Here is a 12807-nt window from a genome sequence, read left to right as displayed (position 1 = left end):
CTACCCTGAAATGTACTTAAAATAAAACGTTTAAGGGTCTGAGTTTCTGTTATGAAAATTTTGCTAGATTCTCTATTTAAGGTCATATTGCGAGAGGGTGGGATAATGAATTTATTATAAATTCTATTCCGCTCTCTTTTTACGAGGGATATGCTTTTGCTTAGCCAAAGTTGCCTTTAATTTTGATATTTAATAGATAACACATAACTAAATTATTCCGTTCCATTTCTAATTTAGGCGTATTGATAAAGTATTAAGGGAGAATATAAATAATGAAACATATTTTATTAGCTGTTACAGGCGGTATCGCAGCATATAAAGCAATTGATTTAACAAGTAAATTAATACAATCCGGCTATGATGTAAGAGTTATGCTATCTGATCATGCTCAAGAGTTTGTTACTCCGCTAGCTTTTCAAGCAATCAGTAGAAATCCTGTTTACACAAATACATTTAAAGAAGAAAATCCTGAAGAGATTCAACATGTATCATTAGGAGACTGGGCAGATGCGATTATAGTCGCGCCAGCAACTGCTAATACTATCGCAAAATTAAGTGTTGGAATTGCTGATGATTTAATTACTTCTACATTACTTGCTACAACAACACCAAAATTCGTTGCACCCGCAATGAATGTAAATATGTATAACAATCCACGTACTAAACATAATATGAAAGTGCTAAGTCAAGACGGATATTATTTTATTGAACCTGGTAGTGGCTATTTAGCATGTGGTTATGTAGCAAAAGGGCGAATGGAAGAACCCATGCAAATCCTATCTGTTATTAATAAATTTTTTACTCAACAGAAGAATGTTGTCAAAAGCTCTTTTTCTGGAAAGCGCGCATTAGTTACAGCTGGGCCTACAGTTGAAGTTATTGATCCTGTTCGATACGTATCAAATCGTTCATCAGGAAAAATGGGATATGCTATAGCTGAAGCATTACGAGATAAGGGAGCAATCGTAACTTTAATTAGTGGTCCCACCCACTTATCTCTACCTGAAGGGATTAATGTAGTAAAAGTTGAGAGTGCAGATGATATGTTTCAAGCTGTAACCGAACGCTTTGCGAAACAAGATATAGTGATTAAAGCAGCGGCGGTGTCTGATTATACACCAATGGACATACTTGAACATAAATTAAAAAAACAAGAAGGAGGATTATCTGTTCAATTTAAGCGTACAAAGGATATTTTAAAATACTTAGGAGAAAATAAAACGCACCAATATCTTGTTGGTTTTGCTGCTGAAACACAAAATATTGAACAGTATGCTCTAGACAAACTCAAAAGAAAAAATGCAGATGTTATCATTTCGAACAATGTAGGTGATACATCCATAGGCTTTAGTTCAGATGACAATGAATTAACTATGCATTTTAAAAATAATGAAAAAGTAAATATTAAGAAAGGAAAAAAATCAGCTTTAGCACATCAAATTATAGAAATTTTAGAAACTAGGTGGCAGTAATGATTGCAAAAGTAATTGTTGATATTCCGTCGAAAAGTGTCGATTTTAAATTTGATTATATCGTTCCTAAAAATTTAGAACGTGTGATTCAAATTGGCGTTCGCGTTGTGGTACCTTTTGGCCCTAGAACTATACAAGGATACGTCATGAATATTCAACAAAAACCAGATGGAAATATGGATATATCGAAACTAAAAGAAATAAAAGAAGTACGTGATATTAAACCTGAATTAACATCCGAACTGATTCAATTAAGCGAATGGATGAGCCATTATCATGTGATGAAACGTATTTCTGTTTTAGAAGCGATGTTGCCAAGTGCCATTAAAGCAAAGTATAAGAAAGCTTTTTCAATTATCGATCCAAAAAATTTATCTTCAAAAACCAAAGCGCTATTTAACAATGACGGTTATTACTTATATAAAGAAGCTCAGCAAAACAATGATTTAGAAGAAATGTTGACTTTGTTAAATCAAGGATTGATTGAAGAGGTCACGATACTTTCTCAAAACACAAAAAAGAAAACTCAAAAAGCTGTTGGCGTAGTTAATACGTTGAATGGTGATGAAGTACTTGCAAAACTCGAGAAATATACAAAACAATATGATTTGTATGCATTTTTATTAGAAGAGTCTCATCGAACAGTGTTTTTAAAAGAAATCAATGATATGGGCTTCTCTCACTCGAGTTTAGATTCTTTAATCAAAAAAGGTTATATTGAAAAATATATCGCCGAGGTTTTCAGAGATCCATATGCAAATCGTATATTTGAACAAGAACAAAAGAGGATATTAACTAAAGAACAGCAAGATGCATTTGAAGCTATTCAACATTATATTCATGATGAAAAAGAAAGAACATTTTTATTACACGGAGTCACAGGTTCAGGTAAAACCGAAGTCTATCTTCAAACAATAGAAGAAGTTCTTAATAAAGGTAAAGAAGCCATGATGTTAGTGCCGGAAATCGCCTTAACACCTCAGATGGTACTAAGATTTAAACGTCGATTTGGAGATGATGTAGCGGTATTACATTCCGGACTTTCAAAAGGTGAACGTTATGATGAGTGGCAAAAAATTAGAGACGGTCGAGCTCGAGTGAGTGTAGGTGCTCGTTCAAGTATTTTCGCACCGTTTAAAAATTTAGGCATCATTATAATTGATGAAGAACATGAATCTACATATAAACAAGAAGATTATCCCAGATATCATGCACGTGATATTGCACAATGGAGAAGTCAATTTCATCATTGTCCTGTAGTTTTAGGTAGCGCAACACCGAGTCTTGAGTCATATGCTAGAGCAGAAAAAAATGTTTACGAGTTGTTGTCATTGCCACATAGAGTCAATCAACAAGCGTTACCGCATATTGATATTATAGATATGAGAGAAGAATTAAGTGAAGGTAATCGTTCCATGTTTTCTATAGCACTAAGACAAGCGATACAAGAACGGTTGGATAAAAAAGAACAAATAGTACTATTCTTAAATAGAAGGGGATATGCTTCATTTATGTTATGTAGAGATTGTGGTTACGTTCCCCAATGTCCCCATTGTGATATTTCGTTAACATATCATAAAACAACCGATCAATTAAAATGTCATTACTGTGGTTATCAAGAAAATCCACCATCTCAATGTCCAAATTGTGAAGGTGATCATATCAGACAAGTCGGAACTGGAACGCAACGTGTAGAAGAATTATTACAACAAGAATTCCCTCATGCTCGTATTATAAGGATGGATGTTGATACAACTTCAAGAAAAGGTGCACATGAGAAATTGTTAAATGACTTTGAAGCAGGAAAAGGAGATATCTTATTAGGTACGCAAATGATTGCTAAAGGTTTGGATTATCCTAACATTACTCTAGTTGGTGTGCTCAATGCTGACACTATGTTAAACTTACCTGACTTTCGTGCCAGTGAACGAACATACCAACTTTTAACTCAGGTATCTGGACGCGCAGGTCGTCATGAAAAAGAAGGACAAGTTATCATACAAACGTACAACCCTGATCATTATTCAATAAAGGATGTGAAATTAAACGATTATCTTTCTTTTTATCAAAAAGAAATGAATTATCGAAAATTAGGAAAATATCCACCTTACTATTTTTTGATTAACTTTACCATTTCACATACTGATATAAAAAAGGTCATGATGGCCTCTAAGCATATACATCAAATTTTAGTACAGCACTTAAGTGAAAAAGCATTCGTGCTAGGCCCTTCACCAGCAGCACTAGCAAGAATTAACAATGAGTATCGTTTTCAAATACTAGTAAAATATAAGAGTGAGCCTCAATTACATCAAGCGTTACAATATTTAGATGATTATTATCATGATCAATATGTAAAGGATAAACTATCATTAAAAATTGATATCAATCCACAAATGATGATGTGAATGAAGTGCCAAACATCAAAAAGCCTCAAAATCCATCACTTTAGATGTTTTTTGAGGCTATTCTTATAAATCAAACTAAAATGCGTCATATGGACATTAAATTAATTTTACATTCTGACGTTCCCGTTTGCGTCGGCAGGTTTGAATAATGTTAAAACTGCACTAATAATTGCTAACACATGCGGGATAGCAGTCCAACAAAATAGAATATGCAATAATCCTTGAATTGGTTTACCAGCATAAAATTTGTGGATGCCAAAACTACCAAGAAAGACTGCTAGTAAAATATAAATGACTTTATTAACTTCCATTTATATCAACTCCTTTAGCATAATACTTTATATATCTTACATTTCTTATTTTATAATTTAATCAAAATTACGCAATTGTTTTACTTTATAACTTTGATATTTCATTCTAAAGTATGAGGTGAACGAAGAGGAGATTAAGATATAAGCTTACTTCGAAAGGTCGCAATTTCATACTAAGTAAGTTATAATGATATGATGAATTTTAATGAGGAGCCTAAGTGATGACTGTAAAGAAATTAGTAAAATCAACACATCCTATTTTGAATAAAACAATTCAACCTGTAAGCACGTATGATCAAAAACTAAAAGTGTTATTGGAAGATTTGGAAGATACATTATATCATGAGGAAGCTGCTGCAATTAGTGCACCTCAAATTGGAGTAGATCAAAGTGTTGCACTCATCGATATGGAACAAGAAGGGTTATTACAACTTATTAATCCTGTCGTTAAAAGTCAATCTCAAGAGACTGTTTCTGACTTAGAAGGCTCAATCAGTTTACCTCATATATATGGAGAAGTTAAACGTAGCAAAATGATCACTGTACAAAGCTATGATATCAATGGAAATGCAGTTGAATTAACTGCATATGACGATATTGCACGCATGATTTTACATATGATTGATCATCTTAATGGAATTCAATTTACCAAAAGAGCACATCATATATTAAATGAAACTGAAGTGGAGGCGTATTTTGACAATGAGTAAAATCATTTTTATGGGAACACCTGATTTTTCAACGAAAATTTTAGAGATGTTAATTGCTGAGCATGAAGTTATCGCTGTAGTGACACAACCTGATAGACCAGTGGGACGTAAGAAAGTGATGACACCACCACCAGTAAAAAGAGTAGCTACAAAGCATCAAATACCGGTATATCAACCTGAAAAACTTAAAGATTCTCAAGAATTAGAATCGTTACTTTCTTTAGAATCAGATTTAATAGTAACGGCTGCGTTCGGTCAACTATTACCAGAGTCCTTACTCAATGCACCTAAATTAGGAGCTATTAATGTCCATGCATCATTGCTACCTAAGTATAGAGGAGGAGCACCTATACATCAGGCTATAATTGATGGTGAAGAAGAAACTGGAATCACGATTATGTATATGGTTAAAAAACTTGATGCAGGTAATATCATCTCGCAACAATCAATTCGTATTGAAGAAGAAGATAATGTTGGCACAATGCATGATAAATTAAGCTTTTTAGGTGCCGAATTATTAAAGAAGACACTTCCTAGTATCATTGATAATACCAATGACAGTATCCTTCAAGATGATGCACTTGCAACATTTGCATCTAATATTCGTCGTGAAGACGAGAGAGTTGATTGGAATATGAGTGCACAAGCAATTCATAACCATATTAGAGGACTGTCTCCATGGCCAGTTGCTTATACAACTATGAATGAAAAGAATCTCAAATTATTTAGCGCTTTCATTGTGAAAGGGAAAAAAGGTAATCCAGGAACAATTATTGAAACTACTAAGCATGAACTCATCATAGCTACCGGTTCTGATGATGCCATCGCACTTACTGAGATTCAACCTGCAGGGAAAAAACGTATGAAAGTTACTGATTATTTAAGTGGTGTACAAGAGTCGTTAGTTGGGAAAGTTCTATTATGATGAAATCAGTGCGAACATATGCATTAGAAACAATCAACGACGTCCTAAATAAAGGTGCTTATAGTAATTTGAAAATTAATGAAGTTCTATCTACAAATAACATTAATACAGTAGATAAAAATTTGTTCACAGAATTAGTATATGGAACAATAAAAAGAAAATACACGTTAGATTATCTACTAAAGCCTTTTATCAAAACTAAAATCAAATCATGGGTGCGACAATTACTGTGGATGAGTTTATATCAATATTTATATTTAGATAAAATACCTAACCATGCTATTATTCATGAAGCGGTAGATATAGCAAAGAAACGTGGTGGCTTTCACACAGGGAATATAGTCAATGGTATATTACGAACAGTAATGCGCACTGAATTGCCAAGCTTTGAAGATATAGATGATACTAAAAAAAGAATTGCAATTCAATATAGTCTTCCCAAATGGATTGTTGATCATTGGGTTACACATTTTGGAGTAGAAAAAACTGAAAACATTGCACGATCTTTTTTAGAGCCTGTAACCACAACCGTGCGCGCCAATATATCTCGTGATTCTATTGATTCAATTATCTCTAAGTTAGAACAGGAAGGTTACCACGTTAAAAAAGACGATATGTTACCATTTTGTCTTCATATATCAGGTATGCCTGTGGTTAATTCAAACGCTTTTAAAGAAGGTTATATCTCTATTCAAGATAAAAGTTCAATGATGGTAGCTTATGTAATGAACCTAGGGCGAGATGACAAAGTTTTAGATGCGTGCAGCGCACCTGGTGGTAAAGCTTGTCATATGGCAGAAATTCTTTCACCAGAAGGTCACGTCGATGCAACAGATATTCATGAACATAAAATAAATCTTATAAAGCAAAATATTAAAAAATTGAAATTGAATAATATCAAGGCTTTTCAACATGATGCTACAGAAGTATACGATAAAATGTATGATAAGATTCTTGTTGATGCACCATGTAGTGGATTAGGTGTTCTTAGACACAAACCTGAAATTAAATATAGTCAATCACAAAATAGCATTAAGTCTTTAGTAGAATTACAATTACAAATTTTAGAAAATGTTAAAGATAATATTAAACCTGGTGGTACAATAGTGTATTCAACATGTACAATAGAACAAATGGAAAACGAAAATGTCATCTATACTTTTTTAAAGAGACATAAAGATTTTGAGTTTGAACCATTCCAAAATCCAGCGACTGGTGAACAGGTTAAAACGTTACAGATACTTCCACAAGATTTTAATTCGGATGGATTCTTTATTAGCAAGATAAAAAGAAAGGAAAGTTAGAGATGATAACTGCAGAAAAAAAGAAGAGAAACAAATTCTTACCTAATTTCGAAAAACAATCGATCTACTCCTTAAGATATGACGAGATGCAACAATGGCTTATTGATCACGGACAACAAAAATTCAGAGCAAAACAAATTTTTGAATGGTTATACCAAAAGCGTGTGAATACTATTGATGAAATGACTAACCTGTCTAAAGAGTTACGTCAAATTCTCAAAGATCATTTTGCAATGACGACATTGACCACTGTTGTTAAACAAGAAAGTAAAGATGGAACAATCAAGTTCTTATTTGAATTACAAGATGGTTATACTATTGAAACTGTTTTAATGAGACATGAATATGGAAATTCTGTCTGTGTAACAACACAAGTAGGATGTAGAATTGGTTGTACGTTTTGTGCTTCCACTTTGGGCGGATTAAAGCGTAATTTAGAGGCCGGAGAGATTGTCTCTCAAGTATTAACTGTACAAAAGGCACTAGACGAAACGAATGAACGTGTATCACAAATTGTCATTATGGGCATAGGTGAACCTTTCGAGAATTATGATGAAATGATGGATTTCTTAAGAATTGTTAATGATGATAACAGTTTAAATATTGGTGCACGTCATATTACTGTATCTACTTCAGGAATTATTCCAAGAATTTATGATTTTGCCGAAGAAGATATACAAATAAATTTTGCTGTGAGTCTTCATGGTGCTAAAGACGAAATAAGATCAAGATTAATGCCTATCAATCGTGCTTATAACGTTGATAAGTTAATGGAAGCTATTCGTTATTATCAAGAAAAGACAAATCGCCGTGTTACTTTTGAATATGGATTGTTTGGTGGTGTTAATGACCAACTTGAACATGCGAGAGATTTGGCACATTTAATTAAGAATCTCAATTGCCACGTTAATTTAATACCAGTTAACCATGTCCCAGAAAGAAATTATGTAAAGACACCAAAAGATGATATTTTTAAATTCGAGAAGGAATTAAAGAGATTAGGAATTAATGCTACAATTAGACGTGAGCAAGGGTCAGATATTGATGCTGCGTGTGGACAATTAAGAGCGAAGGAACGACAAGTAGAAACGAGGTAAAGACATATGTTAAACGCACAATTTTTCACTGATACTGGGCAACATCGTGAGAAAAACGAGGACGCTGGCGGTATATTTTACAATCAAACACAGCAACAAATGCTAGTATTATGCGATGGCATGGGTGGACATCAAGCTGGAGAAATAGCTAGTCAGTTTGTTACTTATGAACTTCAAAAGCGTTTTGAAGAAGAAAATCTAATTGAAGTAAATCGTGCTGAATCGTGGTTGCGTTCGAACATTAAAGAAATCAATTTTCAGCTGTACAACTATGCTCAAGAAAATGAAGATTACAGAGGTATGGGTACAACGCTCGTTTGTGCCATCATTTATGACAAACAAGTTGTTGTAGCAAATGTAGGAGATTCGCGCGCTTATGTAATTAATCAGAGACAGATGGATCAAATTACGAGCGACCATTCATTTGTTAATCACTTAGTAATGACTGGACAAATTACTAAAGATGAAGCATTTCATCATCCACAACGTAATATTATTACTAAAGTCATGGGAACAGATAAACGTGTTTCTCCAGATTTATTTATCAAGAGAACTCATTTTTATGATTATCTTCTTTTGAACTCTGACGGACTTACTGATTATGTCAGAGATTATGAAATCCAAGAACTACTAAGTTCAAATAATTCATTAGACGTCCATGGTAATGAGTTATTGGACTTAGCGCTTGCCCATGATTCAAAAGATAATGTCAGCTTTATCCTTTTAAAGTTAGAAGGTGATAAAGTATGATAGGTAAAGTCATAAATGAACGCTATACTATTACCGATAAACTCGGTGGTGGTGGGATGAGTATTGTCTACTTAGCTGTAGATTCAATACTTAACAGAAAAGTTGCTATTAAAGCGATTTCGATTCCTCCAAGTGAAAAAGAAGAGACATTTAAACGTTTTGAAAGAGAAGTACATAATTCTTCTCAACTTTCTCATGAGAATATAGTCAGTATGATTGACGTAGATGAGGAAGATGATTGTTTTTATATTGTTATGGAATACATAGAAGGTCCTACTTTAGCGGAATATATACACAGTCATGGTCCACTTAGTGTAGAAACTGCTATTCAGTTTACAGAACAAATTTTGAGTGGAATCAAACATGCGCATGATATGAGAATTGTTCATCGCGATATTAAACCACAGAATATATTAATTGATAAGAATAAAAAATTACAAATTTTTGATTTTGGTATTGCTAAAGCATTGAGTGAAACGTCGCTGACTCAAACAAATCATGTTTTAGGAACTGTTCAATATTTATCGCCTGAACAGGCTAAAGGCGAAGCTACTGATGAAAGTACTGACATATATTCAATTGGAATTGTATTATATGAGATGTTAGTTGGAGAGCCACCATTCAATGGAGAGACTGCAGTGAGTATTGCTATAAAGCATATTCAAGATAGTATCCCAAATATAACAACGGATAAAAGAGATGATGTACCTCAATCATTGAGTAATGTCGTTTTACGTGCTACCGAGAAAGATAAATATCATCGCTATCATACTGTTCAAGAAATGTGTGACGATTTAACAAGTGCTTTACATGAGAATCGTTTGAATGAAGAAAAATACGAGCTAGATAAAACTAAAACGGTACCACTCACTAAAGATGATTTGAATCATAAAATCTATGATGAACAAAATCAAAATGACCTTAATAAAACCATGCAAATACCTATTGTTAACGATTCAATAAAGCAACAAGAATTTCAATCGTCTGAACCACGTTATTATCAAAAAAGCGACAAGAAACGTTCTAAAATGAAAATTGCAATTTTATCAATCATTTTTGTAATATTATTAATTGGTTTATTTTCTTTTGTAGCTATGGCTGTTTTTGGAAATAAATATGAAGAAATGCCTGACCTTAAAGGGAAAACTGAAAAACAAGCTGAAAAGGTATTAGACAGTCATCATCTAAAAGTAGGTGACATATCAAGAAATTATAGTGATAAATATCCTGAAAACCAAATTATTAAAACAAATCCAGATAGTGGAGAACGCGTCGAACAAGGGAATAGAGTTGATATCGTTCTATCCAAAGGACCAGAGAAGGTTAAGATGCCAAATGTTTTAGGTATGTCGAAAAATGATGCGCTAAAAAAATTAAAGGCTATCGGATTTAAAGATATTCACGTTGAGCAAGCTTATAGTCAAACATATGAAAAAGGATTAATTTCTGAACAAAGCGTTGTAGCTAATAGTGAGGTTGCCGTTAATAATCATCATATTACAATTTATGAATCATTAGGTGTTCGACAAGTATATGTCAATAATTATGAAAATAAGTCATATGAGTCAGCAAAAAAAGAACTTGAAGATAAAGGATTTAAAGTTCAAGTGACAAAAGAAAACAACGATGATGTCGAAAAAGGTAATGTCATTTCTCAATCTCCAAAGGATAAAACTGTTGATGAAGGTTCTACTATACTATTAGTGGTTTCTAAAGGAGAAAAGTCTGAAGAAGAAGATGATGAGGAGGACAAGGATACAACGACTAAAAATGAGACTGTTAAAGTACCGTATACCGGTAAAAAAAGTAAAAGTCAAAAAGTAGAAGTATTTATTCGTGATATTGAAAATAAAGGTGATTCAGCAGTTCAAACGTTTAATATTAAAAGTGATAAAACAATTAATATTCCTTTGAAAATTAAAAAAGGAAGTGACGCTGGGTACACCATAAGAGTTGATAATAAAATTGTAGCTGATAAAGATGTGAGCTATGATGGCTAAATGAGTAACAACTAATGATAAATTAATAATAAATTTGTAGTGTAACTTTTCAATGATGATTATAATTGAAATAATTTTAAATGATTATCTGATTAAAATGAAAAAATCCTTGTAAAAGATGAAGAGTCTGTACATATGAATACATATGTTGCAGGCTCGTTTTATTAATATGAGACAATTGGTCTTTAGAGTTTATTAAAAACTATATATTTGTAGGTAGATCATTGAGCTTGAATTGAGTTGTTATATTATAAGTACTAGTATTTTGATATAATATGATTAAGAAAATATAAATGAGAGGTGTCTTTTTGAAGACTGGTCGAATCGTTAAACTAATCAGTGGTGTGTATCAAGTAGACGTAGAAGGTGAGAGATTTGATACCAAACCACGTGGTTTATTCAGAAAAAAGAAGTTTTCACCTGTGGTGGGCGATATCGTAGATTTTGAAGTTCAAAATACAAAAGAGGGCTATATTCATCATGTACATGACCGAAATAATGAACTAAAACGACCACCTGTAAGTAATATTGACGAGTTAGTTATAGTAATGAGTGCAGTCGAGCCTGAATTTTCAACACAATTATTAGATCGCTATTTAGTGATTGCTCATTCTTATCATCTCAAACCTAGAATTTTAATCACTAAACATGATTTAGCTTCCGAACAAGAAATTCTTAAAATCAAAGACACAATAAAAATATATCAAAAAATAGGATATGCTACGCAGTTTATTGGAAAAGATAGTAATTATACTGCTACTGTTGATGAATGGTCTGACGGTTTAATAGTATTAAGTGGCCAATCTGGAGTGGGTAAATCTACTTTCTTAAATAGTTATCAGCCTCAGTTGAAGTTAGAAACAAATGATATTTCTAAGTCATTGAATAGGGGTAAACATACTACAAGACATGTCGAATTATACGATAGAAAAGGTGGTTACATCGCTGATACACCGGGGTTTAGTGCGTTAGATTTTAATCATATTGAAAAAGAACAACTAAAAGATTTTTTTATTGATATTCATGAAGCTGGAGAGCAATGTAAGTTTCGTAATTGTAATCATATAAAAGAACCACAATGTCATGTCAAAGCACTCGTTGAAAAAGGAGAAATTCCACAATTCAGGTATGATCATTATCAGCAATTATATAATGAAATTTCCAATAGAAAGGTTCGATACTAAATGGTTAAAATTTTACCATCACTTTTATCTATAGATTTTTTAAATTTAAAAGAAGAGCTTCAATTGTTAGAAACAGCAAAGGTAGACGGATTACACTTTGATGTAATGGACGGTAAATTTGTCCCTAATATTTCAATCGGTATTCCGATTTTGGATGCTGTTAGACAACAATCTCATTTGCCAATAGATGTTCATTTAATGATTGAGCAACCTGAAAATTATATTAATCTTTTTGCCGAACATGGTGCTGATATGATTTCTGTTCATGTTGAGTCGACAACACATATACATAGAGCAATTGAACAAATTAAACAATTAGGGAAAAAAGCAGGTGTCGTCATCAATCCTGGAACATCTGTAGAAACAATTTTACCTATATTGAGTATTGTTGATTATGTTCTAGTAATGACTGTAAATCCTGGTTTTGGTGGACAAACATTCATAGAACAATGCGTGACTAAGATTGAGCAATTAAATCAACTTAAACATGAAAATCATTTAACTTTTGATATTGAGGTAGATGGAGGCATTAACGATCAAACGAGTAAACGATGTGTAGAACAGGGTGCTACAATGTTAGTCACTGGTTCATACTTCTTTAAACAAGAGGATTATGCAAAAGTAACATCTTTATTAAAGGAATGAT

The 12807-nt window shown here is 32.8% G+C and carries 11 protein-coding genes; 10 read left to right on the top strand and 1 reads right to left on the bottom strand.

The genetic code is table 11. The annotated features are described in order from the left end of the window. Window positions 1-272 precede the first annotated feature (272 nt). A complete protein-coding gene (coaBC, locus tag HMPREF2576_RS02950) occupies window positions 273-1472 on the top strand; it encodes a bifunctional phosphopantothenoylcysteine decarboxylase/phosphopantothenate--cysteine ligase CoaBC (RefSeq protein ID WP_001830125.1) in 1200 nt (399 codons plus the stop codon). Next, window positions 1472-3880, top strand: coding sequence for a primosomal protein N' (priA, locus tag HMPREF2576_RS02945; RefSeq protein WP_001830152.1), 2409 nt, complete (start codon window positions 1472-1474; stop codon window positions 3878-3880). The genes coaBC and priA overlap by 1 nt, the downstream gene beginning before the upstream one ends. A gap of 107 nt (window positions 3881-3987) precedes the next feature. Here priA and HMPREF2576_RS02940 read toward each other — a convergent pair whose 3' ends face one another. Next, the gene (locus tag HMPREF2576_RS02940; RefSeq protein ID WP_001830141.1) at window positions 3988-4191 is read right to left on the bottom strand and encodes a TM2 domain-containing protein; all 204 of its coding nucleotides are present in this window, start codon (window positions 4189-4191) and stop codon (window positions 3988-3990) included. Between the two features lie 221 nt (window positions 4192-4412). Between HMPREF2576_RS02940 and HMPREF2576_RS02935 the strand changes: the two genes are divergently transcribed. The 8 genes from HMPREF2576_RS02935 (at window position 4413) to rpe (ending at window position 12806) form a co-directional block, all read left to right on the top strand. Then, window positions 4413-4901: a peptide deformylase gene (locus HMPREF2576_RS02935; RefSeq protein WP_001830064.1), complete on the top strand. Its 489-nt coding sequence runs from the start codon at window positions 4413-4415 to the stop codon at window positions 4899-4901. Next, entirely contained in the window at window positions 4894-5826 is a 933-nt protein-coding gene (fmt, locus tag HMPREF2576_RS02930; protein ID WP_070856164.1) for a methionyl-tRNA formyltransferase, read from the top strand. The genes HMPREF2576_RS02935 and fmt overlap by 8 nt, the downstream gene beginning before the upstream one ends. Then, a complete protein-coding gene (rsmB, locus tag HMPREF2576_RS02925; protein WP_001830124.1) occupies window positions 5823-7130 on the top strand; it encodes a 16S rRNA (cytosine(967)-C(5))-methyltransferase RsmB in 1308 nt (435 codons plus the stop codon). Before fmt ends, rsmB begins: the two co-directional genes overlap by 4 nt. A 2-nt stretch (window positions 7131-7132) precedes the next feature. Beyond that, the gene (gene rlmN, locus HMPREF2576_RS02920) at window positions 7133-8227 is read left to right on the top strand and encodes a dual-specificity RNA methyltransferase RlmN (RefSeq protein ID WP_001830070.1); all 1095 of its coding nucleotides are present in this window, start codon (window positions 7133-7135) and stop codon (window positions 8225-8227) included. 6 nt (window positions 8228-8233) lie between these two features. After that, window positions 8234-8977: a Stp1/IreP family PP2C-type Ser/Thr phosphatase gene (locus HMPREF2576_RS02915; RefSeq protein ID WP_001830090.1), complete on the top strand. Its 744-nt coding sequence runs from the start codon at window positions 8234-8236 to the stop codon at window positions 8975-8977. Then, window positions 8974-10977: a Stk1 family PASTA domain-containing Ser/Thr kinase gene (gene pknB, locus HMPREF2576_RS02910; RefSeq protein ID WP_001833032.1), complete on the top strand. Its 2004-nt coding sequence runs from the start codon at window positions 8974-8976 to the stop codon at window positions 10975-10977. Before HMPREF2576_RS02915 ends, pknB begins: the two co-directional genes overlap by 4 nt. A gap of 308 nt (window positions 10978-11285) precedes the next feature. Beyond that, complete coding sequence (gene rsgA / locus HMPREF2576_RS02905; RefSeq protein ID WP_001830137.1) at window positions 11286-12161, top strand: ribosome small subunit-dependent GTPase A; 876 nt, start codon at window positions 11286-11288, stop codon at window positions 12159-12161. After that, window positions 12162-12806 carry a ribulose-phosphate 3-epimerase gene (gene rpe, locus HMPREF2576_RS02900; RefSeq protein WP_001830173.1) on the top strand — a complete coding sequence of 215 codons (645 nt, stop codon included), beginning with the start codon at window positions 12162-12164 and terminating at the stop codon, window positions 12804-12806. Window position 12807: the final 1 nt, after the last annotated feature.

The organism is Staphylococcus sp. HMSC063F05, from assembly GCF_001837075.1.
GTDB lineage: Bacteria > Bacillota > Bacilli > Staphylococcales > Staphylococcaceae > Staphylococcus > Staphylococcus epidermidis.
This window is presented reverse-complemented; position numbering and strand designations above follow the sequence as displayed.